23 protein-coding genes are annotated in these 25,764 nt (G+C 51.9%); 2 read left to right on the top strand and 21 right to left on the bottom strand.

What is annotated here, in order from left to right; all coding sequences use genetic code 11:
• Positions 1–353 precede the first annotated feature (353 nt).
• Both ACZ5N7_RS17900 and ACZ5N7_RS17895 read left to right on the top strand, forming a co-directional pair.
• The gene (locus ACZ5N7_RS17900) at positions 354–2,096 is read left to right on the top strand and encodes an ABC transporter ATP-binding protein (RefSeq protein WP_464659335.1); all 1,743 of its coding nucleotides are present in this window, start codon (positions 354–356) and stop codon (positions 2,094–2,096) included.
• Positions 2,089–3,918, top strand: a complete 1,830-nt coding sequence (locus ACZ5N7_RS17895) for an ABC transporter ATP-binding protein (protein WP_464655976.1) — start codon at positions 2,089–2,091, stop codon at positions 3,916–3,918. The genes ACZ5N7_RS17900 and ACZ5N7_RS17895 overlap by 8 nt, the downstream gene beginning before the upstream one ends.
• A gap of 339 nt (positions 3,919–4,257) precedes the next feature.
• Here ACZ5N7_RS17895 and ACZ5N7_RS17890 read toward each other — a convergent pair whose 3' ends face one another.
• The 21 genes from ACZ5N7_RS17890 to ACZ5N7_RS17790 all read right to left on the bottom strand — a co-directional run bounded on the left by ACZ5N7_RS17890 (position 4,258) and on the right by ACZ5N7_RS17790 (position 25,741).
• Entirely contained in the window at positions 4,258–5,628 is a 1,371-nt protein-coding gene (locus ACZ5N7_RS17890; RefSeq protein WP_464655975.1) for a HAMP domain-containing sensor histidine kinase, read from the bottom strand.
• A complete protein-coding gene (locus ACZ5N7_RS17885; RefSeq protein WP_464659333.1) occupies positions 5,625–6,326 on the bottom strand; it encodes a response regulator transcription factor in 702 nt (233 codons plus the stop codon). Before ACZ5N7_RS17885 ends, ACZ5N7_RS17890 begins: the two co-directional genes overlap by 4 nt.
• 216 nt (positions 6,327–6,542) lie before the next feature.
• Positions 6,543–7,811: an ATP-binding protein gene (locus ACZ5N7_RS17880; RefSeq protein WP_464655974.1), complete on the bottom strand. Its 1,269-nt coding sequence runs from the start codon at positions 7,809–7,811 to the stop codon at positions 6,543–6,545.
• 524 nt (positions 7,812–8,335) lie between these two features.
• A complete protein-coding gene (locus tag ACZ5N7_RS17875; protein WP_464655973.1) occupies positions 8,336–8,662 on the bottom strand; it encodes an AzlD domain-containing protein in 327 nt (108 codons plus the stop codon).
• On the bottom strand, positions 8,653–9,390 hold the full coding sequence (locus ACZ5N7_RS17870; protein WP_464655972.1) for an AzlC family ABC transporter permease: 738 nt from the start codon (positions 9,388–9,390) through the stop codon (positions 8,653–8,655). Before ACZ5N7_RS17870 ends, ACZ5N7_RS17875 begins: the two co-directional genes overlap by 10 nt.
• A gap of 226 nt (positions 9,391–9,616) precedes the next feature.
• Positions 9,617–9,991, bottom strand: coding sequence for a hypothetical protein (locus ACZ5N7_RS17865; RefSeq protein WP_464655971.1), 375 nt, complete (start codon positions 9,989–9,991; stop codon positions 9,617–9,619).
• 86 nt (positions 9,992–10,077) lie between these two features.
• Positions 10,078–11,103, bottom strand: a complete 1,026-nt coding sequence (locus ACZ5N7_RS17860; protein ID WP_464655970.1) for a spore coat protein — start codon at positions 11,101–11,103, stop codon at positions 10,078–10,080.
• 189 nt (positions 11,104–11,292) lie between these two features.
• Positions 11,293–12,441: a glycerate kinase gene (locus tag ACZ5N7_RS17855; protein WP_464655969.1), complete on the bottom strand. Its 1,149-nt coding sequence runs from the start codon at positions 12,439–12,441 to the stop codon at positions 11,293–11,295.
• An 84-nt stretch (positions 12,442–12,525) separates the two neighbouring features.
• Positions 12,526–13,710, bottom strand: coding sequence for an MGDG synthase family glycosyltransferase (locus tag ACZ5N7_RS17850; RefSeq protein WP_464655968.1), 1,185 nt, complete (start codon positions 13,708–13,710; stop codon positions 12,526–12,528).
• Positions 13,711–13,731: 21 nt separating this feature from the next.
• Positions 13,732–15,093 (bottom strand): polysaccharide deacetylase family protein, encoded by a 1,362-nt coding sequence (locus ACZ5N7_RS17845; RefSeq protein ID WP_464655967.1) that lies wholly within the window; start codon positions 15,091–15,093, stop codon positions 13,732–13,734.
• Between the two features lie 22 nt (positions 15,094–15,115).
• A complete protein-coding gene (locus ACZ5N7_RS17840; protein ID WP_464655966.1) occupies positions 15,116–16,297 on the bottom strand; it encodes an MFS transporter in 1,182 nt (393 codons plus the stop codon).
• A gap of 1,135 nt (positions 16,298–17,432) precedes the next feature.
• Positions 17,433–18,302 (bottom strand): PHP domain-containing protein, encoded by an 870-nt coding sequence (locus ACZ5N7_RS17835; RefSeq protein WP_464655965.1) that lies wholly within the window; start codon positions 18,300–18,302, stop codon positions 17,433–17,435.
• A 2-nt stretch (positions 18,303–18,304) separates the two neighbouring features.
• Positions 18,305–18,790 (bottom strand): GNAT family N-acetyltransferase, encoded by a 486-nt coding sequence (locus tag ACZ5N7_RS17830; protein ID WP_464655964.1) that lies wholly within the window; start codon positions 18,788–18,790, stop codon positions 18,305–18,307.
• Positions 18,787–20,082: an alpha-D-ribose 1-methylphosphonate 5-triphosphate diphosphatase gene (locus tag ACZ5N7_RS17825; RefSeq protein ID WP_464655963.1), complete on the bottom strand. Its 1,296-nt coding sequence runs from the start codon at positions 20,080–20,082 to the stop codon at positions 18,787–18,789. The genes ACZ5N7_RS17830 and ACZ5N7_RS17825 overlap by 4 nt, the downstream gene beginning before the upstream one ends.
• Entirely contained in the window at positions 20,076–20,795 is a 720-nt protein-coding gene (phnL, locus tag ACZ5N7_RS17820) for a phosphonate C-P lyase system protein PhnL (protein WP_464655962.1), read from the bottom strand. Before phnL ends, ACZ5N7_RS17825 begins: the two co-directional genes overlap by 7 nt.
• An 8-nt stretch (positions 20,796–20,803) precedes the next feature.
• Positions 20,804–21,652 carry an ATP-binding cassette domain-containing protein gene (locus ACZ5N7_RS17815; RefSeq protein ID WP_464655961.1) on the bottom strand — a complete coding sequence of 283 codons (849 nt, stop codon included), beginning with the start codon at positions 21,650–21,652 and terminating at the stop codon, positions 20,804–20,806.
• Complete coding sequence (locus ACZ5N7_RS17810) at positions 21,645–22,517, bottom strand: alpha-D-ribose 1-methylphosphonate 5-phosphate C-P-lyase PhnJ (protein ID WP_464655960.1); 873 nt, start codon at positions 22,515–22,517, stop codon at positions 21,645–21,647. The genes ACZ5N7_RS17815 and ACZ5N7_RS17810 overlap by 8 nt, the downstream gene beginning before the upstream one ends.
• Positions 22,510–23,820 (bottom strand): carbon-phosphorus lyase complex subunit PhnI, encoded by a 1,311-nt coding sequence (locus tag ACZ5N7_RS17805; RefSeq protein ID WP_464655959.1) that lies wholly within the window; start codon positions 23,818–23,820, stop codon positions 22,510–22,512. Before ACZ5N7_RS17805 ends, ACZ5N7_RS17810 begins: the two co-directional genes overlap by 8 nt.
• The gene (phnH, locus tag ACZ5N7_RS17800; protein ID WP_464655958.1) at positions 23,821–24,504 is read right to left on the bottom strand and encodes a phosphonate C-P lyase system protein PhnH; all 684 of its coding nucleotides are present in this window, start codon (positions 24,502–24,504) and stop codon (positions 23,821–23,823) included. It abuts the gene before it with no gap.
• Positions 24,501–24,956, bottom strand: a complete 456-nt coding sequence (phnG, locus tag ACZ5N7_RS17795) for a phosphonate C-P lyase system protein PhnG (protein WP_464655957.1) — start codon at positions 24,954–24,956, stop codon at positions 24,501–24,503. The genes phnH and phnG overlap by 4 nt, the downstream gene beginning before the upstream one ends.
• A gap of 50 nt (positions 24,957–25,006) precedes the next feature.
• On the bottom strand, positions 25,007–25,741 hold the full coding sequence (locus ACZ5N7_RS17790; RefSeq protein ID WP_464655956.1) for a GntR family transcriptional regulator: 735 nt from the start codon (positions 25,739–25,741) through the stop codon (positions 25,007–25,009).
• Positions 25,742–25,764 lie beyond the last annotated feature (23 nt).

The following is a 25,764-nucleotide window of genomic DNA, read 5'->3' as shown; positions in this document are numbered from 1 at the left end:
ATGCTGGCGGCAAATGCAATTTGGAAAGGCTTTCAAATTTCTTTTGACAAATGGGCTTTTTTGGCGTAAAACAGAATTGAACAGGAGTTCCGGACTTCTTACAAGACAGCTTGGTTAATTTACATCTTGAAACTATAGGAAAGAGGGGCATGACGCGCGATTTCCGGCGTCCTGCCTTTTTCTTACCCGTTTTTACCGGGCTACCGTAATCTGCGTGGAGTGGCTTCCAAGTCAGCATGGGGTCTGAGTCGGACCTCCCGACGTGAGCGCCACAACGTACGCCGGGAGAGGTAAGCGTTGGGAAAAGATACCTCACTTCGCAGGTGACTTTAACTGAAATGGAGATGAAGGGGATGGATGACCGGCGGTTGCTGAAAGAGTTCGTGACAAACCATTGGCCCTACTACTTGTTGGCGGTTATTCTCATTATCGCTTCCAACATCGATCAAGCGGCTCTCCCCCGTGTGCTGGGACAGTTTACGGATGCGCTTCAGCAGGGAGACGTGAACAAAGCGGATATTATTCACTACAGCGTTCTGCTGCTGGCCATCGGAGTGTCGTACGGCATTCTGTTCGGACTGGGGCAGTACACTGTTATGCGAATGGGACGCAAGTTCGAATTTACCACCCGCCAGACACTGTTCCGGAAGTTTTCCAGCCTGAGCGAGCATTATTTTTCCAAACAAGGGATCGGCAAGCTGCTAAGCTACGCGATGAACGATGTAACGTCGGTCCGCGAATCGATTTCCAACGGAGTGAATCAGACGACGAATGCCGTATTCCTGCTGCTCTCCTGTATCGTTATGATGGCCTTGAGTTCCATCCCTTTTTACCTGATCGCCATCTGTATCTGCCCGCTGCTGCTGATTCCGTTTCTTGTCGTCTTTTTCGGGCCCAGAATCCGCGAACGGTCGATGAAGGTGCAGGAGTCACTGGCCTCGATGACGGAATCGGCGGAGGAGCAGCTCGGAGGGATACGCGTAACCAAAATTTTTGCCACTGAGGACAGATCCAGACACCGGTTCGGCATAAAAGTGGACGCGATTCGGGACGCCCAGCTTCGCCTGGTGCGTTTGTCCTCATTGTTTCAGGCCCTTCTGCCCCTGCTCGGAGCGATTTCTCTCGTCGTTTCACTGCTGGTTGGCGGGTACCTGACACTCCAGCACCAAATTACGCTGGGCAATTTCGTCGCCATTACGCTGTACTTGCGGATCATTATGGGGCCGCTCCAGCAGATCGGCAACGTCATCAATATGATGCAGCGCTCGCGTGCCTCCCTCGAACGTGTGAACCGGCTGCTGTCCGAGGTGCCGGACGTCAGCGAAACGGAAGACGCACAGCCTTTGAACCATCTCGGAGAAATCCGCATCCGTCATCTTTCTTTTGCTTATCCCGGCGCCAAGGATGAGGCTTTGCAGGATATCGACCTGAAGATCAAAGCAGGCAAAACCGTCGGCATTGTCGGCAAAACCGGAAGCGGCAAAACCACGCTGGTAAAGCTGCTGCTCCGTGTCTACGAACCGCCCCAAGGCGCGATTCTGTTCGACGGCACGGACATCCAGGACATCACGCTCGAAAGCCTGCGCACTCAGCTTGCCTATGTTCCGCAGGACGGCTTCCTGTTCAGCACCACGATTCACGATAATATCGCTTTCAGCAACCGTGAAGCCCCTCTCAGCGATGTGGTACGGGGCGCAAAGCAGGCAATGATTTACGATAATATCGTTCAGTTTCCTGAAGGCTTCGAGACCAGGCTCGGGGAACGAGGTATCACCCTCTCGGGCGGCCAGCGTCAAAGAACAAGCCTCGCAAGGGGATTGATCAAGGATTCGCCTGTACTGATTCTCGATGACAGTATGAGCGCTGTAGATGCCGTCACGGAGAAACGGATTCTCCACAACCTGCGCAAGGCGCGTCAAAATAAAACGACTTTGATCATCTCCCATCGAATCAGCGTCGTCCAGCATGCGGATGAAATTATCGTATTGGACAAAGGAAGGATCGTACAGCGAGGCACACATGAGCAGCTGCTCGCCGCCGGCGGAGTGTATGCTTCCCTGCACCGCATCCAGGAGGAGGGGTTGAACCATGTCTAGCAACGCTGCGGAGGGCAGCAAGATCAACGTTCAAAGCAAACGCCTGGAAGCTTTCAAAGCCATTGTGGCCTACGCCGCACCGCACCGTTTAACGTTTCTCGCCATCTTTTTCTGTACTATACTTGCAATTGCGGCGGATCTGATGCAACCCTACCTCGTCAAGATTACGATAGACGACCATTTATCCAAAGGAAACACGGATATAGGCTTCCTGATCGGGATCGCTGCGATTTATTGCGGACTGTCTTCGGTCAGCTTTATTTTCACTTATTTGCAGAATAATCTGCTGCAGCATGCCGGGCAGAGCATCGTGGCCCGCATCAGAAAAAGCATGTTCGACCATATTTCCCGGTTGTCGATGTCTTTCTTTGACCGATTCTCTTCAGGGAGCCTGGTGACCAACGTATCCAGCGACACGGAAGCCATATCGCAATTCTTTACCCAAGTGTTCCTCAGCGTCATCCGTGACGGTTTGACTTTGGTGCTCATAATCGTATTCATGTTTCGCCTGGATCCAGCGCTGGCATGGTATTCCCTGCTGGTGCTGCCGGTTATCGCCGCCGTGGCCATCCTGTTCCGCACTTATTTGAGAACAACATATCAATTATCAAGAAGCAGGCTGTCCCGCATGATCGGATTTTTGGCGGAGAATTTGGCCGGTATGGGCCTCATCCAAGCTTTTCACCAGGAAGAAGAGCAGTTCAAACGCTTCACCCAGCATAACAAAAGCTACTGGCAGGCCAACCTGCGGGAAATTCGCTCCAACGTATTTTTCAACCGGACTTTCGATATTCTTGGCAATGTGGCTCTGGTGATGATCGTTTGGCTCGGGGGGATGGCATTCTTTCACCATAAAATCGAATACGGGGTGCTGTACGCGTTCATCAGCTATATCCGCCAATTTTTCCAGCCGATTAACCAAATTACGATGCAGTGGAACACTTTTCAGTCAACGATGGTGTCTATGGACCGCATTTGGAACATTCTCAGCACCAGGCCCGAAGTGAAGGACGCGGATCCGAAGGACATTGCAGATGTAGACCTGCAGACCGTCCAGGGAAAAATCGACTGCAACAGCATCCGGTTCGGTTATAGCGAAGACCGGCCGATCATCCCGAAGCTCGATCTGCATATCCGTCCCGGCGAAATGATCGGGATCGTCGGCACTACAGGCGCCGGCAAAAGTACGATGATTTCCCTGCTGAACCGGTTCTACGACGTTAACGGGGGCAGCATCGAAATCGACGGCGTCGATATCCGCCTCATCCCGCAGCACAAGCTGCACCGGATGATTGGCCTAATCCAGCAGGAACCGTTCCTGTTCTCCGGTTCCATCATTGACAATGTGCGCCTGTTCCGCGACGACATTACACGGGATGAGGTGGTGGAAGCGTGCAAATTCGTAGGCGCGCATCCGATGATCGCACGGCTGGCCGATGGGTACGACACCCTGCTGTCGGAGAGAGGCAGCGGGCTGTCGGCCGGTGAAAGGCAGCTGATCTCCTTTGCCAGAATCGTCGTGTTCCAGCCGAGCATTCTTATTCTCGACGAAGCTACGGCGAATCTGGATTCGCACACGGAGCAGCTGGTACAGCAGGCGCTCCAGACCGTGTCCGAAGGACGGACAACGCTCGTCATCGCGCACCGCCTCTCCACCGTTATGCACGCAGACCGAATACTCGTGATGAAGAACGGGGAGATCGTGGAGCAGGGAACGCATGACCAGCTTGTCGCCATGTGCGGTTACTATGATGAACTGCTCCGCCACGCCCGCCAGAACGACAAGGATGCGGGCCGGGTGGCCAGCCATGACGCGGGTTGAACGATGTATATTAATCAGGGGAGCTGAATTAAAGTTTGAAATGCAAGGCCAAGCAATCAAGCAACAGGAAAAGCTCCATCTAATCCGCTTGCTTGGATGTACGTATCTGATTTAACGGGATTTTCTCCCTGTGATTCGGCAACTTGAGCATGCAGGAGACATTTTCGACAACATTAACTGGAGCTTTTCCAGCAAAAGGATCCATAACAGCACATCCGGGCAAGATTAACAGGAGTTTTTCCTGTTCGTCTTGTCCGTTGCTTTGACCTCAAGTGCGTGATTTGCGCTCAAGTGTGTGCGTTGCCGCACCATTTCCCACCGATGCTGCAGAGTAATCAATTACCGCGCCGCCGGTATAAAAACTATAACTGTGGTACCGGCATTTCTGGCACTTTCTATTTCAATCGTCCCTTTATGCAGCTTCACAATATTGCTTGCAATGGAAAGCCCAAGGCCGGTTCCCCCCGATTTCCGGTCACGCGACGGGTCCACACGATAAAACCGCTCAAAAACACGGACCTGGTCTTCTTCGGGTATCCCTATCCCCTGATCTTTTACACGGATTTCTACACCGAAGCGTTCGCCGTTCGCGGCTGCTTTCTCAGATAAAATGACTTGAATGACCCTGCTGCTGTACTTAAGCGCATTATCGAGCAAAATCAGCAGAAGCTGTTTGATCTTCAGAGGATCTGCCCATAAAAACATTTCTGTGGACGTCGAAAGCACCTCGATTTCCCTTTGGTACAAATTCCGGAGCATATCCGTGCAATCCTTGCAAAAGGAAACCAGATCGATCTTTTCATTCAAAAGCTCCGGCTCATTCTCGGTAGAAGCCAAATCCAACAGCTGCTGCGTCATTTTCTTCATCCGCACCGCTTCAGAATGGATAGTGTTCGCCGCATCCCTGCCGATTTTTTCATTCTTCAATCCCCATCTGCGGAGCATGCTGGCGTAGCCTTCTATAATGGTCAGAGGAGTTTTCAACTCATGGGAAGCATCGGAAACAAACTGTTTTTGCCTGATAAAGCTGCTCTCAATCCTGTCCATCATTCTATTGAAGGTGGAGGCCATGCCGCTCAGTTCATCTTTCGTTCCTTGGTGCAGGTCGATTTTCCTGAAGACAAGGCTTTTTTCAATCTCTTCCATCGTACGGACCATTCCCGTAATCGGCCGCAGTATAAATTTGGATAACCATACACTGCCGATGACATTCATTGCTGATACAGCCAACGAAGAAATAACAAGAATGTAAATGAGAATGTGAATATTCTCTTCCAACGAATCCAGTTCTTCCGCCATTTCTAACGTGGCTGGTTTTCCAATTGCGGATTTAAAAGGAATACGGACGACCAGAACCCGATGAATCCCTTCTTTATACAGCCCGGATTCGAATGTTTCCACGAACTCGGGCTCCAATTGACTCGTTATATCCTCTGCTTGTACGCTTTCTATAATTTGGCCTTTGGAGTTAAGCACTCGAATAAAACCTAAATCAGGTAAAAAGCTGTGAAGAAGTTCATTCTCCCCGCCTTTTAACAGCTCAGCAGGGTCAGCTTTTTGAAGAAGCCGTTTCGCTTTATCGGTTAGGATCTCCTGCTCGCTTTCTGTGGCAATCCGTATGAAGGCGAAGTAAACTATGATATTGAAGACTACCATTAGACCAACCAGCCATAAAGTAGTTATTATTGCGATCTTGATCTTGATGCTCATTTCACGCTGCCCTTGATGCTGTATCCGACTCCCCGACAGGTTTGAATGAGCGGCTCGCTGAACGGATAATCAATTTTCTTTCTCAAATAATGGATAATGACGTCCACTGCATTCGCATCCCCTGTAAAATCGCTTCCCCATATTTTATTAAGTATTTGTTCACGGGTAAGCACTCGGTCATGGTTTTCCATGAGGTAGAGCAGCAGATCGAATTCTTTTAGCGTGCAGTCGATTTTTATATTCTTGCGGGTGACTTCTCTTGTTTTCAGATTTACCGTCAAATCCCCGACTGCAAGCAGAGGAAAGTCTTCACCGATAGGGTGGCACTGAGTCCTGCTGCGCAGGCAGGCCCGAATCCGGGCAAGGACCTCCTCCATTTCAAAAGGCTTGGTTATATAATCGTTTGCCCCCTGATCCAAGCCTTGGACTTTATCTGGCGTGGCGTCACGGGCAGTCAGCAAAATGACCGGTGTGAAAGCGTCTGTTTGGCGAAAATGGCGAAGCACTTCCATACCGCTCATTTCCGGCAGCATCACATCCAGTAAAATTATGCTCCATTTACCGGAAAGCGCCCGCGCAAGCCCTTCTTTTCCTGTAGAGACGCATTCAACGACAAAACCTTCATGACAGAGCTCCATCTCAAGAAGCTGGGCGATTTTTTCCTCGTCTTCGATTATCAAAACAGGGTTCATCGGCAGATTCCCCTTTCCTTTTCAAGGGCGTGCATCGGGCCAGGCAGTATCCTGCGGTCCTTACTAAGCTTATTCTTTGAGACTGGTTAAAATAATCGCTGCCTCCGCTAATTAAAAAATTCTCATGTTGAACACAAATTGAATCGCATACATTCTTGTCGACAGAAAAAAGAGCTGCCGGGCAGCTCATTCGTCGTATCTTTGGTATGTCAATTCGGTGGGCTATGGAGCGGCCTCCCATGATACAGAGGGAATCCATATGGAAAATTTAGTCCCCTTGCCCTTTTCGCTCTGAACATAAATTCTACCGTTGATGGCTTGAATGATTCGATAACTTACCATTAGCCCAAGGCCAGTGCCATTTTCTTTGGTGGAATAAAAAGGATTACCCAGTCTTTGAATTTGATCATTCGTCATGCCGATCCCGGTATCAATGACATCAACTACTACATATCTTTTCTTCAAATATCCATTGATCTGGATCATTCCGCCCTCTTCCATCGCCTCGACGGAATTTTTAATTAAATTAATGAAAACCTGACTTATTTTTTTGGAATCAGCAATTATAAACAAGGCTTCCTCCAGGCTGTAACTCAATTCAATGCCATTGTAATTCACATAGGGCTCCATAATATTGATTACATTAATCAGCTGCTTTTTCACATCAATCGTTTCTTTCTTTTCCATTTCGGGCTTAACATAAGCAAGATAATCGCTGATGATGGATTCGGCACGATCCAGTTCCTCAATTGCCATTTTTGCGTAATTAAGGTCCGTTTCATTCGTTGCTCGAGATCTTAATAATTGGACAAATCCTCTTACCACCGTCATAGGGTTGCGAATTTCATGTGCAATGGCTGCCGCAAGTTCTCCCAAAACCTGTAACTTCTCTGCACGCTGTATTTCATTCCGCATTTCTATATTTTCCCTCATTGTCTCAATTAAAAAAATCGCCATCCACATACATAGGACGTGCAGGGTAAAGTAACCGATAAAAAACGAATCATAAGTTTCATTTAGTACAGTGGCTTTTTGCAATTTGATAACACTCAGAATCGTTACTAACCCTGAAGCGAATAAGGCTAATGACACTCCAACCAAATTTTTACTTATTGACGAAAGTTTACTGTATGAGCGCAAGAAAAACAAAGTCAGAACGGTTGTCGCAGAGTATGCAAACACTGTCAGTTGCAGACCGTCGCCGCCAATATAAAGCCTGTATGCAAACAATACTATGAGAACAACGCATCCAGCGGGGACGCCGCCATAAAGCAGGGAAATCAGTAATGGAATAATCCGCAAATCATAAATGTATCCAGGGAAGATTTGAAAGGGAAATGACATGCATAAAATTACTGTAAAACTAGAGAGGAGGCCGATTATGAAGGCGTTCCGATTCCTTTTTTTCAGATAGAAGCCAAATGAAAAATATATAAAGATCGATATTAATATAAAAAATATATTCAAAAGAAGATGAGCAATCCCAAACAAAGAAACACTCCTTTCCCGATAAGCTCCGCCGCGTCCTCCGGGACACTTGTGGTTTTACTAAATTTAACAATTACAGTGTATCACCGTTATTCTATCATAAATCTGTGCCGGTTTTTATTAAAAATCACCTGAGGTCTCGGCATACAGAAAAAGACCGCCCGGCTGAGGAAAACCGGACGATCCTTTTCGTAACATTTATATTCCCCATTCTTTACGGGCCTCTTCCATGGTGACAGTACTGCCTTCCTGCCAGGCATATGTGCATGAAAACCCATATTCCAGCCTGAAGGATGAGTTGCAATGACCGAATAGAGAGAAGACTTATCCATAAAGAATCCTCCTTTAAATAGGTTCACATCAATGATCGACACACCTTTTGCGTTTAATTAGTATACCATATACTGGAATTTAAATGGCCGGCGCTCCACGATTTAGGATAAGACGAACTCAAAAACACCATCGACTGATCGATGGTGTTTTACCATTCAATATACGACACTTCCCGCATTAACAACGATATGCCGTCAAAACGCCAACCTGAGCGCCATCATAGACAGAATCCCCGCCACAACGGTACATAACAGGCTCCTCGTCAAGATTGCCGCCACAAACGTTGGAATTAAAGCCAATAATTTCTCGTTATGGACAAGAGGCACCATTTTATTGTTGTAAGTTAATAACTCCTGTGCGACCAGCGCTGCCATTACTGCAACCGGCACAAAATTCAGGAAGCGAAGCGCCCAGTTCGGCAGCTGAATACGGCTAAAAACAACCAGCGGAAGAACCCTCGGAATGAACGTGACAAGAGCTGTGCCTATAATAATCCAAAGAACCTGCTGTCTTATTTCCATTTTTCCAACACCATCCCCAGACATGCTGCTAAAACAGTGGCCGCAATAACGGCGATGTATCCTGATAAAACAAAGCTGAAGGCTACAAATAACGCGACCGCTCCCGCGACAACGAGCAAATCCAGAATCACTTTCTTGCGGCTTATGAATTGCAGCACGAGAAGTCCGATGAACATGGCCGGCAAAGCGAAATCGAGACCGTATTTTTCAGGTGAAGGGATCCACGCTCCTAAAAAAGCCCCGGCTATATTCGCAGCAAACCAATTGATATGGGCTGTAATGTTCAGGCCGAGCATCCATTTATCTTTATTGTGCATTTCGTTGGTTAAACGGTAGATCGCCACACCGAAAGTCTCGTCCGTCAGCTGAGAGCCTATCAGCATATTTTTCAGAGGCGAATAATTCCGAAAAAAGGGAGACACCGCCGCACTCAGCAGCAGATGCCGGATATTTACAAAAAAGATAGTAAAAATAATAGAAAAAGCCGGGCTGCTCGCCGCAAACATTCCCGCAAATATAAACTGTGCGGACCCGGCATAAAGCAGCAGCGACAGCAAGGCAATTTCAGGTATGCTGAGCCCTGCCGTTTTCTCGACCACCCCTGCCGCAAATCCGATGCTTAGATATCCCAATAACGTGGGGACGCAGTCTTTTACCCCTGTTAAAAAACTCAATTCATCCCTTGCCTGGACCGCGTTTGTTTTCATGCCAATGTTGCTTTGCGCCATTCATCTCACCTTTGAAGTTAAAATCACACTGTTGTAACCGAACCGGCCATTTTCGTCTCAGGTTATTATATCATTATAAAGGTATTTTTCGAACTCTTAAATCTTTCTCCTCTTTTTATATTTGTCTCTTGACGTGGGCAATCTTGACGCCGATAAAAACAGAAGGACAGACTGCCTGCGGCGATCTGTCCTCGATCTACTTCGTTGAGCGTTAACCTGGTTGTCGTTATTGCCTCATGTTTGGCTGAGTGCCGGCGGACATTTGAGCTTGCTGCAGCTGCTGCACGGCCATGGCTATCTCCTGCTGGATTTGCTGAAACTCGCGAAGCTGTGCTTGCGCTTGGGTTTGTACTTGATTCTGTGCGTAATGGAGACGTTCCATTAAAAATTGAAGCTGCTGAGCGATTTGCTGCAATTGCTGCGCAAAGTTGCCTGCGCCTGCCCGCTCCAGCGCTTGGTGCAGATTATCATCACCCGCCGGATTTTGCGGCATCGCTGCCTGCGAGGAAAAGTCTCCCCAATTTCTGTTTGGCTCTTGAGTGCTTAAAGGCATTTGCTGTAAGCTCATTCCTTGCTGCGGCTTTTGCGAATATGGCTGCATACGAATAACCTCCTGATTACGTTTAAGGCTGCCAGGCGGAGTCCGCCGGCAGCCTGCTGTGAGTTCAATTATTGATGTTTGACTGATTACTGCGGCATCGAGCCTTGTGCGTTCGGGTTGCCATACACCGAAGCGCGGCTTGCCTGGTTCTGGGCGGAGGAACCGCCGCGGCCTGCGGTCGGATATGTAGAAGCTCCATATCCCTGCATTCCTCCGTACTGCGCGGAATCGCCGTACAGGACGCTTTTTCTGGAACCTGCATTCAGACTACTGCTCATCATACTGCCGCTGCCGGCCATGTTCGGGTTGGCATAATTTTCGTTGCCGTAAGCGGATTGGCCTGCGTAGCCCGGCATTTGTTCACCATATCCCATACTTCGTCCGGATTGGCTGGCATACGCCGCACTTTGTCCGCTGAATCCCATGTTTCTTCCGGATTGGTTCAGATATCCCGCCGTTTGTCCGGCATATCCTATGTTACCACTGGATTGGCTCGCAAATCCTGCTGCTTGTCCGCCGTACCCTGCGTTACCCCCGGCTTGTTCCGCGTATTGGGCCTCAAGAGCTTCGTTTGCCGGCTGGTAGCTGTGAAGGAACGTTTCGGCAGTCTGGTTTTTCAATGTCGGAACCTGGTACAATCCCTGCTCATTCATCAACAGGAACACCTCGTACGCCTGATTGGCGCAGGATGCCGAACTGTTCTGCAGCATCCGGCGCAGATTGGGATCGGCGCACTCCAGGGAAGCCCAAGCAGCATTCCGGGCACCGTTTTTATGGCACAACAGCATAGCGATCGCAATCTCTTCGTCGCTCAATGAGGCGTCGGACTGCGGCGCAAACTGCGGCGGTTTGTTCAAGCCGTATTGAATCTGCTGCTCGCTGACCCCTTTGATGTCCGTATTAGGCGGAATCGGGGAAAACCCTTTGTTTTCTCGTATGTATGCCACAATTTCATTATACGACAGGATCTCCTCCTGCTGGTGGCGTGCGATCATGTCCTGCAGCTGCGGGTTTTGCGTTTCTTTCGCGTAAAGGTTGAAATGGGTAATCGCATTGATTTTCTCCATCAAAATCTCATGCACTTCCATCGTTTCGTGCGCGCCGTACGGCATTGGGGTTCACTCCTTGAATTGTTTTTACTGCCAAAGATTACTATTTCCTGGCCCCCAGCCGATTATACGCATAAATTTCGAAGCAACCCAGGTTTGCCGCAGTTTGCCGCGACAATTTAAGCGGGTGAACGTTGCAACAGTATCTCAAGTCGATACTTAACATCGGACCAATCCCCATCTATGACAGCCTCACTCACCGTTCAAACACATCCCGACCTTCAGCATGCGGAACATTCTATCGGAAGCGTCACGGAAGAGCTCGACCGACCTGGCCAAAGCTTCATCTAGACCCATGGTCCTGTTCACCGTCACCATAATGCTGTCAATGCCGTGTTGATATACCGCTTCGGCGCCTTGTCCCATGATGCCCGCCATCGCCACTACGGGGATATTGTGCTTCTTGGCGCGGGCGGCAATACCAATAGGCGCTTTGCCGAAAACGGATTGCCCGTCTATGCACCCTTCCCCCGTGATCACCAGATCGACATCGTGCAGCAAATCGTCAAACCGCACAAAATCCAGGACCGCGTCAATCCCTGGCTTAAGCTGCGCTTTAAAGAAGACGACTAAGGCAGCGCCTAAGCCCCCGGCAGCGCCGGCTCCCGCCATTTCCGTTATATCCACCCCGAACTCACGCTGGATGACATTCGCATAATGCATCATGCCGGACTCGAGCTCTACCTGCATGCCGGGCGTCGCTCCCTTCTGCGGCCCGTAAATATAAGTCGCGCCGTCCGGACCGGTCAGCGGGTTGTTCACATCGCAGATGACGGTGATCTTGCTCTCGAGGATTCGGGGATCCACTCCGTCCCTATCGATTCGGTGAATCTGCTTGATCCTTCTTCCAATCCCCATGCCGATCGATTTGCCATGCCTGTCGAGGAACTTGACGCCCAGCGCCTGGGCGAAGCCCGTTCCTCCTTCGTTCGTCGCACTGCCGCCCAAGGCTATATAAAAGTCGCGTATACCCTCATCCAAAGCGGCCTTCACCAGCTCCCCCGTGCCATAGGAAGTGGTAAGCAGCGGATTGCGTTCCTCGGGAGCAAGCAGCGGGAGGCCGGACGCTTTGGCCATCTCGATAATCGCCTTGTTATCCGGCGTCACCGCGTAGTTAGCCTGAACAGGCCTTCCTAAAGGATCCGTCACCGCAACGGTGCGAATCTGGCCTCCGGTTGCCCACACCAGGCTTTCCACGGTTCCTTCTCCGCCGTCCGCCACTGGAACCTGCAGAAACTGCGCATCGGGAAAATGCTTGATTGCGGATTCTTGCAGCAGCTCTATCGCCTGTTGAGACGTAATCGTACCTTTAAAAGAGTCTGGAGCCAGCAGAAATTTCATATGTACCCTCCTCGTATATCAGCTATTCCTGTCTATTCTATCATAGAAAATTTTACGGTAGGATTAAAGTGTTCTGAGATTTGCCTACACACTATAATCGGGACTGGCTCCCTGCTTCACGCTGTGCTCAGTGACTGTCCCGGACACTCCCTCCTGCAAAGTACCAAGTATATCCCTCACGATGAATTCGGCCCCCTGCCGCTTCGACAGCGGCTCCATCCTGCGTTTGACTTCTTCCGCATAAGAGGGATCCGACAGAAATCTGCCGATTTGAGCCGCCAGCTCGCCTATGCTGCCCGAGAGGAAAGCCATCTCCTTGCGCTGGAAGAACAAAGCGTTCTCTCTTTCCTGCCCGCCGAACGGCCTGAATATAAACAGCGGAATCCGCAAGACCAGCGCCTCCGACAGCGTGAGCCCTCCGGCTTTCGTTACTATACAGGTGGAGACCGCCATTAATTCATGCATATTTTCGACAAATCCGAAGATATGGAGGTCCGGCTGGGCCGGGCAATGCTCTCTCAGCTTCATGCGGAGCTTTTCGTTCCGGCCGCAAACGACCGCCAGCTGGCACCCGCCGAGCGCTAGTATCGCATTCACCGTTTCTATGATCTCTCTATCCACATGAAAGGAGCCGGCCAGTAGGAGAACGGTCTGCCGCTTCATGTCCAACGATTCGCTGAATCCGTTCCCCCGTAAAGGCTCTTCCTCATAAAACGCTTCCCTGATCGGAATGCCGCTCACCTCAATGCAGTTTCGGGGAACTCCCCTGTTCACGATCTGCTCCTTAAGCTCCTCCGTTGCAACATAGTACTTGTCCGTAAAAGGATGAAGCCAGCGAGCATGCAGTGCGTAATCGGTAATCACGGTATAGGTGCGAATCGCCGAATCGCGGCAAACCTGAGGAGCGGCGCCGAACGGAAATGTGCTGACGATAGCATCGAGGCGCTCATTCCGGATTTCTTCCAACAATTTGTTTCTACCAAGAAAATTGAAATATTTATACAGCGGGCCGAGATGCTTCCGTTCCCGAGTGAGATAGTAGCTCCAACCGTAATAATCGAGGCCGAACCTGGACAACAGAGGGCTTTTTTTGTATAACCATGCGGAAAGCCCGTTCAGTAAAGGATGAGCTTCTTCCATCAGATCCATGATCCGGATGTCCTCGATTCCCTGACTATGAAAAGCCTGTTCCAGCGCCCAGGACGCCTGCCAATGCCCATCTCCATAGGAGGCGGTGAGAATAAGAATCCGTGGTGTGCGATTTGTCATCAGAAGGCCTCCTCTCTTAAACTACTGGCACACTCTCTCTTCATAACCGGAGAAAGATGGAACAGTCTGCGCCGGCGCCGTGATTTCCTGCTCCTGCTCCGGCCGATAGATTCTCCTCAGCTCCTTAACCGAAATAGCCACCACCTTGGGAGTCAGAAGGTCGCCTTTGACTTCCAATCTTTTTCTGCCCATAGGGTGGATGATAGAAAGCAAGAGATGCAAGTAAAGCCGGGTAAAGAAATAAAACATCCCTTTGGATAAATCGGCAACGGTAAATCCTAGCTGCCTGGTGCCCCGGTAAACCATTGTAATGCCGTAAACTCCTTTGATCTCCCCATAGTTGGGATTTTTGAAGATCCATTCTTCGATTTTGGGCATCAGCACCTGTACCGCCCTTTTCATCTGGACCGCAAGCTGTACCATCGAACGGGCCTCTCTGGCCATTTTGAACAGCATTTCGTTATTCAGATGAAGCTCGACGACCCGGTCCCCTTTGCGCAGTTGTTCCCCATCCTCCAGCACAATGGTTTTTCCGCGGTATGTACACAGCCTGCTCTGCAAAATCAAGTTTTCCGGATCGATTGGCTTTACTTTAAACAAGATATGAAATAAGTGCTCCCACTTCAGCCAAACCGCTACCAGCAGCCTTTTTTGCCAGCTTAAAGCTTTCTGTCCGTTCCGCACTTCCACTCTGATTTTCTCGTCAATCGTAACAAATGAATATCCCTGCAGAGAGGTTTGCTCCAGGAACTCCTCTAATGCTTCAAGCATATGCCTGGGAGCATCCTGATCGGCGCCGAGGGTTTGCCCGCTGTCATGAAGAAGGATAACTGCCCCATCCCTCAGCTGAGAAAGTAATCTTTGCCCGATTTTATCCTTCCCGCCCCTGCTGTTCCAGTCTCCGACGATAATCGACCAGAGCACCATGCGAAACCTTTTTAACAGAAGGAAATCGAACAAGTTGATCACTCCCCAAGGTGGACGGTAGTAGACCGGCCTTTTCCCGATAATCTGTTCGATAATATGCACCGAGTGGTCTAACTGTTTTCTCACCTTCCAGGGAGACATGATGGCGTTAGACCAATGCATATAATTATGGACTCCGATCAGATGACCTTCGTTATGCATACGTTGGATGATCTCCGGAAGCCGTTCGGCCTTCGACCCGAGGACAAAGAACGTAGCCCTGATTTTATAGCGTGCCAGGAGGTCAAGTAGACGAGGTGTAAATTCAAGGTCCGGGCCGTCGTCGAAAGTTAATGCGATCCCCGGGCTGTTTTTACCCTTTCTAAAGACGCCGAAGCCGAATATACGTATGAGGAGAGTGGGAATAATGGCATAAATAGTCAATAAAATAATGATGACTTTGACAATGTGATTCATGACATTCATGCTCCTTCCCAAGTTAAGTGCCTAGCTTTTTCCATGCACCGTTAGGCGGGAACAGAAGATAATAAAGAGCGATACATCCCAGGATAACGGCGCTTACCCAGATGGAAACACCTTCGTGATAACGGTCGGCCAGCCATCCGCCGATGATGGGGCCGATCACAACGCCAATCCCTTCCACGCTGGAGAAAACCCCCCATCCCGTTCCCTGCTGCTCCTGCGGGACATACTGTGCCAGAAGAGCGTTCCAGGCGGGAAGCACAGCCGAATAAGAAAAACCGAGCACGGCCGCACTCGCTAAAGCCTGCCACAGTGTAGAGACGAAGGTCAGGCTGAAAAGGGAGACGGAAAAACCGGTAAAGCCCAGAATCAGAAACCATTTTCGTCCCCACTTATCAGACAATTTACCCATCGGTATCAAAAAAATAACAGTAAAAACGCCGCCTATGAGTAAAAGGTATGAATATTGGGAATAATGCAGCCCGAGCTTTTTTGAAGCAAAACCGGGCAGGACGGGCACCAGAATCCCTGCGGCCGCCGTTTGCAGAATCATGCCAGGCAGCAATGACCCAAGACCGCTCAGCCGCTCCCAAAGCATGGACAGCTGCTTGCCGAGGGCAATCGTCTCCGGTATCGATTCCGTACGGTTGTTAATCCTTAACGACAAGAGCCACGCAGCCGCCCACAATCCAATCATGAGCCAGTAGGAGAGGTTGTAGCTTTTATCAATCACAAAGTTCATGATTACAGGGCCGGAGCCCAATCCGACCAGCCAGAAGGTATATAATATGCCCATCTGCGCGGCGCGGTGCTGCGAGGTCACTTTGCTTAGACAGATGAGCCAAATCGGAGATATGCCGATAGCGAACAAAGCGGCCGCCGCGATTAACAGCCATAATTGGAAAGCGTTCTTCATAGCGTACAATCCGATTAATGATATTAACAAACCTGTATTTATTATAAGCCTAATCGAAAGCCGATCCAACAGGTAACCTGCAACGGATTTCACGAAAGTGTCAAACAAATAATGGACCGATACGGCGATCCCGACGGCTGCCACGGTAAACCCCAATTGATCGACAGCGTATGTAGGCAAAAACGAGACCAGGAAGGCCCCCCTGACAAACTCCACAAGAAATAATACCGATATAAAAGGAAGCAATTCCAAGACAAAGGATTTTTTTGGCATATGTATCATTGGTCCATCACCCATCCTGTCTTCTAATGTCATATGAATTTTATGCTCTTATTCCAATATACTGTCCCGCGCGAAAAAACGCTACTCCACTGCAGCGTGCAGAAAGAAGAGGCTGAGCTGAGCTTCAGGAAAGCACATAAAATTCCGTAACCGTTCATTCCGCACCCTGGCGACCGGCGGAAAATTAGTCGTTGGCGGCTCAGTCCGAGCATGATAAAATTAAACGTAGAGGTGGTATAATTGGATGATGAGCAAACCGCTCAAATGCTGGATTTGCTTCAGGAAATTAACCTCAAGTTGGGTAAGCTTGATACACTGGAACCGCGGTTCGCATGGACGGCTCAATAATGAGTCGTCTTTTTTTTTAGAGGCAAAGTGGTACTTTTCGTGCCAGTGATAAACAGTCCCATTGTGCAGTCATCTTGGATTTGAGATCGATCATAGGACAGCGGTCAAGATGTTAAGAAATTTATGTGCAAAAGGCTGGCTTCTCCCTTCTTTATGCGGCAGTGGTGAAAGGGTCGTCCGGTATGTGCTGGCCCGCGGCATACTGGATTGCTTAGATTAACGGGAAAATATGCTGATATTTGCTTTGTTTGAATGCTTTCCTATACAAATACCTGGAAAACCACCCGTTAATTCAATCCTTCTCAGTCAATTATTAAAATAACAGTTGATATTGATAGAGGTTTTCCAGGTAAATGCAGCTCTATTGATATCGAATTCAAATTATATGGATGATTTCCATTAATTTTTTCAACTTGCGGTTCTCCGGCGCGTGGCGGCTCTGCACCGCGGGCGGTCAAACCGCTAAAGAAGGGAAATATCGCTGAAACTGGATCGATTCTACACGATATAACGCCGGGGGGGTGCAAAGGCGATCTACTGCATAGGAAACGGGGGGGTTTGCGCAAAAACATCTGTCAGTGGACGAATGTATTTAAACGCACACTTATCCATGCAACTGCCCAGGTAATCGAAGGTAACTCAGCAGTTACAAATTATCGACACTTTATCCACAGCAACCGAAAATGATAATTTCCTATAAAACAAAAAAAGAGCTGCGTCCAAGTGGACATAACCACTTGCGGGACAGCCCCTGCGGCGCAGCACCTGCGGCTGCGGATAAAAGCGGTCAGCTGCCGCCTCCCGCTATGGCCGCTTTACGCGCCTGTAGAGCTAAAACAGCAGCTTCGCCGGTGGTATAGCTGCCGATGGAAAGGTCCGGATTCTCTCCGTAGAATCCGTGGAAATCGCTGCCCGCAGTCTCTATAAGATTATAGCGGGCAGCGATTTCGCGCGCGAACCGTTCATCGGCCGCACTGTGCAGCGGATGCCTTACTTCGATGCCCGCCAGTCCCGCATCGACCCAAGCCGGAACGGCGTCAAAATTGCGGAATTGGCCGGGATGGGCGAGGACCGGCACCCCGCCGGCCTCGAGCACCGCGCGGATGGCGTCCACCGCGTCGACATATTCCATCGGCAGATAGGCTGCACCGGCTGTACGGCCGTTCTCCGGCCGGGCAAAAATTCTCTTATAGACCGGCCCGTAGATGGCGTCGGTATACCCTGCGTCGAGCAGAGCATGCATGATGTGCTGCTTATATACGCCAGTTCCTCCTTCAGCATACCGCTGCACCTGTGCCCAGGAAATGTCATAGCCTGCCGCCTGCAGTTTGGCCACCATCCGCTTCGACAGCTCATGGCGGCGCGACACGATCGGATCGCAGAGAGACGCAAGCGCCGGATGTCCCGGTTCGATGTACAGTCCGAGAATATGAGCTCGCGACCCCCGCTCCTTATCATAGGCGGATATCTCTATGCCCGGCACAATATGCACTTCGTACGAAGAACCGAGCCCTATCGCCTCCTGCAGCCCTTTTGTCGTGTCGTGGTCGGTAATCGCCAGCCAAGCTATCCCGCTCGCCTGCGCCTGTTCGATCACCTCCCGGATTGTAAATGAATTGTCTGAAATGCGCGTATGACAATGGAGATCCGCTTTCATCTTCATTCCCTCCCTTTCAGGTCAGGCTGCAATTCAATGAGAAAACTGTGCCCATGCCGGGCAAAGCCCAGCTCTTCATAAAACCGGTGCGCCCTCTCGCGCTTCAAACTGCTTGACAGCATCAGCTTATAACAGCCCTGCTTCTTGGCGAGTTCCATCGCCTGCTCCATCATCCACCGCCCGATACCCTGACCGTGACGGTCCTGCGTCACTACAACGTTATCGACAACGGCAAAACCGGCGCCACCATGTCCCAGATTATCAATCACAATGAGGGTAAAGGTGCCGATAATTTCTCCGGATTCCGGAAGTGCGGCCAGGAAGATCTTGTAATAGGGGTACCGGGCAATACGCTCCAGTATGCTTGCGGCGTCTCCGGAGGATATCTCGCCGTCATGCAGAACGCGTAGAAGTTCGGCGTAGTCAGGCCAATCGCTCTCAGGCTCCAGTTCACGGATTGCCTTTCCCGCTGTGATCAGCTCCGTCATTGCAGGGCGACCCCCTCACGTCCCGGCGGCATAGGTGCCTGGTGGTCTTCAGACGCCATTGCAGCCTTTCCGGATTGAGCATCAGCGTGCCGATCAGCTATCGCATCCACCGCATCTTCCCGATACTCCGAGCGGTAGACGGTACGACCTCCCACTATCGTTTGCCGGATCAGCGGATAGCCGCCGAACATTTCGACCAGCAGTACGTCCGCCTGCTTGCCTGCCTCCAGCGAACCGGCTTCGCCCGCTATGCCCAGGGCTGCTGCAGGATTGATCGTAACCATCCGTACCGCGTCAGGCAGAGCGATTCCCTCTTCCGCAATACGGAAGACGGCGGGCAGCATGGAAGGCGGATGGTAATCCGAGCACAGCATATCCGCCGCTCCCGCCTTCACCGCGTCCATAGCGCGCATGTTGCTGCTGTGCGAGCTTCCGCGTACGATATTCGGCGCTCCGACGACGGTGTGCAAGCCCATCTGCCTGGCGTATATCGCCGTTTCCAGGTTCACAGGAAATTCACTGATCGTCAGCGGGCACTGCATCATGAAATCGACCTTGGCCGGCGAATCATCGTCATGGGAAGCCAGCGCGATCCCTTTGTCCCGCGCCCTCTCAGCCAGCACGCGCAACGCGGCCCAGTCCACCTTCAGCTGCCATTCCTTCAGCTTGCCGATCAGCTCTGACGCTTCCTCCCCGTTCGTGCCGTACGTTTTCTCCACATAAGCCTCGTATGTTCCCGGCCGCGCGAATTGGCCCTGCCCAGGCGTATGGTCCATGTAAGACAACAGATTGATTAACCCGTCCTCGATCATCTGCTCCACCTTGGGCAGCCCGGTCAAATTCGTTACTTCGTAGCGCAGGTGAATCCTGTGGCGTATCATGGACCGGCGGCCTTTTCCCTGAAACCGGGAGACGATGTTCAGGCACTGCTTATCGTCGCGTACGCCGACCCCATCAGCCAGGGAAACAGAATGGTACATGGTCGTTATGCCGGTTACCGCCAGCTTTTTATCCAGTTCATAGAAAGCCTGGTCCAGTGGAAAGCTCGTATTCGGACGGGGCTGGACTTCCTTCTCCACCGCGTCGCAGTGCATGTCGATCATGCCCGGCAGCACGTACATGCCTTCGGCATCAATCGCGGCGTCCGCCCGCTCAAGCCATTCTTGCGGCACCCCGCCGGGGATAACTTCCAGGATCCGCCCTCCGTCCAGCACCAACCCCCCCTTCACCACCGCTTGGGGAAGAATCATCCGTCCCCCATGTATAACCGTTACACCACGCTGCTTCAGCATACGCCAGCCTCCCCGTGGATAAGCCGTCCCTGCTCCATCCGCAGCTGTCTGTCGACGACGCTCTCCATAAAATCCAGATCGTGAAAAATGCCGACCATGCTCGTTCCAGCCTCTTTCAAAGTCAGGATGATCTCCTTTACGGCCTGCTTCGAGCCGGCGTCCAATGAGGCCGTAGGTTCGTCCAGCAACAGAAGCCGGGGACGTTTTACCATCGCGCGGGCCAGATTCAACCGAAGCTTCTCCCCTCCGCTGAACGTATTCGGATAGGCGTCCCACAGCGTCTCCGACAGTTGAAAATGCTCCAGCATCTTGCGGGCCTGGCTGTCCGCATCGGCAGGGTCGCAGCCGGTCTCGACCAGCGCGTGCGCAACGACGTCAAGCGCCGTGATGCGGGGCAGCACGTTAAGAAATTGAGACACATAGCCCAACTCCCGCTTCCTGAGCGCGATGATCGTCTGCTCCGACGCCGAAGCAATGTCCACCGTTCCGAACTGCTCCGACTCGAACAAGATACGTCCCTCAGTAGGCAGGTAGGTGCGGTAGAGGCATTTCAGAATCGTGGATTTTCCCGCTCCGCTGCGGCCTGTGATGCCGAGGAAATCCCCTTTTTCCAGTTCAAAATCAATATCAGTGCAGCCGACAAGCTGCCTGGCGCCGAATTGGTGCATTGTAAACACCTTTTTCACATGCTCCGCTTTCAAAAGTATACTCATCTCGCACCTCAAATCATCGAATTGATCAGCAGTTGGGAATAAGGGTGCTGCGGGTCTTCCATCACTTGGTCGGTCAGCCCCTGTTCGACGATCCGGCCGTTCTTCATGACAATGGTCCGGTCCGTCAGCATCCTGATCACGGAAAAATCATGGGAGACGACGATCATCGTAATGCCGAGCTCCCGTTGGATCTGGCGGATCAGGTCGAGAATTTGGGCCTGCACGGAAACATCCAATCCCGTCGTTACCTCGTCGAGCAGCAGAAGCGGGGGATCGTTCGCCAGCGCTTTGGCGATTTGCACGCGCTGCTGCATACCACCGCTGAAGTACTTCGGCTTGTCGTCCATCCGCTGCAGCGGAATTTCCGTCTTCTCCAGCAGGAATTTCGCCCTGTCCCTAATCTTCGACACGTTGTACCAATCCGCTGCTATCAGCTTCTCCGCAATGTTGCCCCCGCTCGAAAAATCCAGCTTGAGGCCCATATGAGGGTTTTGGTACACGATCCCGAGCAGATGGTTGCGGATCCACCTTTTTTTCTGCGAGCTCAGAGAAAGGATATTCGTCTTCCCGTCCTCGTAGCACGAAAGCTGCACTTCGCCGCCCGATGCCTCCTCGTCAAAATAGAGCGCCTTGATCAGCGTGGATTTGCCCGATCCGCTTTCGCCGACAATGCCGATGATTTCCCCGGGGTATACATCGAAGCTGACGCCGGAGCAGGCCACGATGGTACCGCAGGCGGGGCAAATATTGCGTTCGTACGCGGGTCCGGTCATCTCGGTGCAGAGGGGACAGCCCCGGCCGTATATTTTGCTGAAATCACGTACCTTCACAAGCGGCTCAATACCCGGTTCAGCCATTCCATCTTCCTCCGATTTCCACCGGGACGCCGGCTTGTTGGTTGCGCCTTTTCATGCAGTAGCTTGTATCCGAGCAGGTATAACTGCGTTCGCCCGTGGTTTTATCAAAAATTTCATCCAGGTAAGAATCCGTGCTTCCGCAGTGGGAACAGCAGTTGCCTTTGAAGTCCTCCACGGAAAAATAGTAATCCTCAAACTGCAGTGGAGTGACATTGGTAAAAGGCGGTATGGCGTAAATCCGCTTCTCGCGGCCGGCCCCGAACAGAAACAGCGTCTCCGCCTCGTTCAGCTTGGGCACATCCCAACGGGGAATCGGCGAAGGGTCCATGATGTAGCGTTCGTTCACTTGAACCGGATAGCGGTGTGAAAGTGTGATTTCCCCCCACTTGACGATATCCTCGTAGAGGAACACCCACATTTTGCTGTAATCCCGCTCCGCGTGCATCCGCCGGGTTTCCTGTTCGCTTGGTTCGACCCAGCGGAGCGTCTCCGGATAAGGCACCTGGAATACAAGGATCTGCTCCCCGGTCATTCTCTCCTCCGGAATGCGGTGTCTCGTCTGCACGATGCTTGCTTTCAGCGTGTCCGTAGTCGTGGCAACCCCTGTAACCCCGCTGATAAAATCCCTCAGGGAGCAGGCATTCACTGAATCGTCGCAGCCTTGGTCAATCACCTTGACGGTGTCACCCTGTCCCACAATCGATAGCGTGAGCTGCAGGCCCCCCGTTCCCCAGCCGCGGGCGATGGGCAGTTCGCGCGAACCGAACGGCACCTGGTATCCGGGTATGGCCACCGCCTTCAGCGTCTTGCGGCGGATCTCCTTTTTGCTGTTCTCGTCGATGAAGCCGTAGTTGTAGTCACCCATTCGCGTCACCTTCCCTTTCCTGGATCGACCGGACTCGGAGCAGCTCCGCCTGGAAATCGACATAATGCGGCAGCTTCCAATGGGAAACGAATCCGGATGCCTCAATGCCGTCGATGTGGTACAACACAAACTCTTCATCTTCGGCCGGCGCCTGCGGGTTCTCAGGCACCATCGCCCGGTCGAGCGTACCCATCGCGATCGCTTTGATCTCGTTGTGGCCGAAGCACAAACCGTATCCGAGCGAAAATTTCGGTTTCGGGTCGTCAGTGCGTTCCTCCATGCGGGCGATAATCTCCGCTTCCGTCACCAGCACGCTTCCGATGGTGATGGCGCTGCCTTCCTTAAGTGGATGCGGAATACGCACCGGTACATAACCGACGCGCAGCTCTCCGAGTGTCGGATGGACATGACCGTACCCGCGGTTGCTCGAATAAGCGAGCGCCATCATGGCTCCGGTCTCGCCTCTCGCGAGTGCCTGCAGCTTGGCCGCCCTGGAGGCGGGGAACTTCAGCGAAGCGCGGGTGATATCTTCCACAGCTTCGTGAGCAGGCGTGTTCAACGCACTGTTTACCACACTCCCCGCTTGCTGTGGTGTGCCAGCTTGAACCGCTCCCTCCGCTTGCTCTCTTCTACCGCCGTTGACCGCTCCCACCGCTTGCTCTCGTCTGCCACCGTGGACCGCACTCTCAAGAATATCTTGGACCACGCTCTCAGCCTGCAGCCTTTTGTCACTGCCGCGATCCTCCAGCAGCCCTTCCCTGCGCAGCAAATCCACCATTCTCGGAAAAGACCGGCCCTCCCCCCATGCTTCGGCCGCTCCCTGGGAAGCGTATTCCGGCAGGGTATCACGGCCTTTCAAGTAGGTCTCTATGAATCGCCGGACATGAGCCTCATCCTCTTCCATCAATTCAAAATTGAGCAGCCGTTTCGTATAGTCACGCGTAGGGCCCAAATACTGCCCGCCCGGCACATCCTTGAAAGCGGCGGAAATCCGGCGGATGACCTGCATTTCCGAAGTATCGATCGGCAGAGTATAAAGGTTGCGGGGCAGCGTGGAACGATAAGCCCTGAGCAGGAACGAGGCCTCAAGCGTGTCCCCTTCCGCCTGCTTCAACGCCAGGGCCGCGAGATCGGGGGCGTACAGCGATCCTTCGCCCATGACCCGGTCGACCGCCGCACGCATTTGTTCCCGGATTTGCCTGACTTCGATTGGACTGCTGCCGCCTTTTAACCGGAAGTATTCCACCAGTCTGGCGGCTTCGTCAATGGCGGTTTTTCCGCCCCGTACAGCTGCGTATGCCATCTATTTGCCCTCCAGCCGAATTTGTGTCGTACGCGGAATGCAGCAGAGACGGCCGTCCCCGTCATAGAGAATCAGGTCGATCCCCAAGGGGAATTCCATGTTGCACACCTGCAGCTGAGTGATAAATTGTTCCTTGATTCCGTACAAATACAGCGTGCGGCTGTCTTTAATCCCTGGTCCGGCCAGATTCAGCTTGAGCAGGGATTGGTTTATCGAACCGCCCGCTCCCGGCTGATCGGCTTGGCCCTGTGCAAAGTCAGCCCCGCCTTGCGCTGTCAAAGAGCGAGCCCCTTCCAGGCGGTCCGAAACAGCTCCGGCCCTGCAGATAACGGTTGCGCTCTCGTCGGGAAACGTAAACGTTCCGCGTTTCAAAAGAGTGAGGTCTACCGGAGACGCGCCGTCTATCACAGCGAAATCACACGACTCCCATCCGGCTCTGCGCGCCAAAGTATACAATTGGACAAATTGGGATGTTTCCGTTCCAGCCGCATCCATGGCTAAAGTCACTTCCTGATCCAACAGCGTAAGCAGGATGCCGATCAAAAATCGGTCATTCGCGTAAGGAGAAGGAATTGTCGGCGCTTCCATGCTCTGCACCTTGCCAGGCCTGGCCATGCCATCGAGCAGTGCGCGGAACAAAGTTTGAGTATACATGGATTCATCGTAAGAGGCAGTGCGGCTCATTTTTTCTCCTCCTCCTTCTCGTCGTCCATCATTTCAAACTGCACCAGCGAACGGCGAATCAAAGCGAACTGCTCCGCCCGTTCCCGCTTGCGGTTTTCTTCCTCCCTCTCAAGCAGCTCATCCAGCTGGCGCAGCAGCGGCTTCCAGCTCTCGTCCGGGTCAGTGGACACCGCATCTACAATGGCGGACAGCAGAGCGCGGTCTTCCTCGCCGCCGAGCACCGCCCCATATCCCAGCACTCCATCCACGGACACCGTGCATTCCATTACCAGCAGCTCCCCTACATGGAACACTTCCTGTTCCGCCGATTCCACGGCCCGCATCATAGCCAGGCCCGCCTGCGGCGGCTTGAGCATCTCGACGCTCCCGGCGGCCTGGAACGATTCCAGCAAAGGCGCCAGCGCTTCAAGCGGCAACCCGCTTAACAATTCAGTACGTTTGTCTGCGTCCATGGCCCTCTCCCTCTCGATTGACTCTATAACTTTTTACATATCCCAGTAATTCAGCTATTTGAAAATTCAAGCATAATTTTACCGAAACCGCTCGCCATGCGTCCGACAGCAAACTCCAGCGGTATGCCTTCGGCCGTCCTGCAGAGCCTTTCGGTCAGCAGAACCGGGGAATCATCGGACATGTTGAGAAGCAACGCGTCCTCCGGCCTCACGAGTGAAGCTTCGACCAGCTCCCAGACACGGATGGATTCGATATTGTAAACTTCACTCAAGATTTTGGTCAATGATGTAAAATCCTCCAAATGCGCTTCCAACCCCGGCATCAGCTTTTCCGGCAGATTGGAGGTATCGACCGTCAGCGGGATCCCGTCAATGCTCCGCAGAATTTCCAGCTCGTACACTTTTTCTTCCGGCCCCAAATCCAGCACGAGGCGGATTTCTGAGCTGGGCACGATTTTCTGCCAACGTATCAGCCGGCCTGTATGTTTTCTGCCGATCCCCTGCATATTTTGCGTAAAACTGGTGCGGGCCGACAGCTTATATAAGATCGTCTCCGGCCGCTGTACCACATAAGAGCCTTTTCCTTTATGGGTGGAAATCCAGCCCAAATTCGTTACCCGCGCCATCGCCTGCCGTACGGTGTACCTGTTAATGTTGAACTGGCGGCTGAGCTCCGTTTCCGAAGGCAGCTTCTCTCCAGCGGCAAACTCGCCGGACTTGATTTTCTCGATCAGATAATCGGCGAGCTGCAAGTAATAAGACCTTCCATTGGGCTTTTCGATCAAACCTGATTCCCTCCTTCCCGAAC

The sequence above is a fragment of the Paenibacillus sp. JCM 18996 genome, from assembly GCF_055392555.1.
The sequence above is the reverse complement of the archived record's forward strand: the minus strand, read 5'-3'. Positions and strand labels throughout refer to the sequence as shown.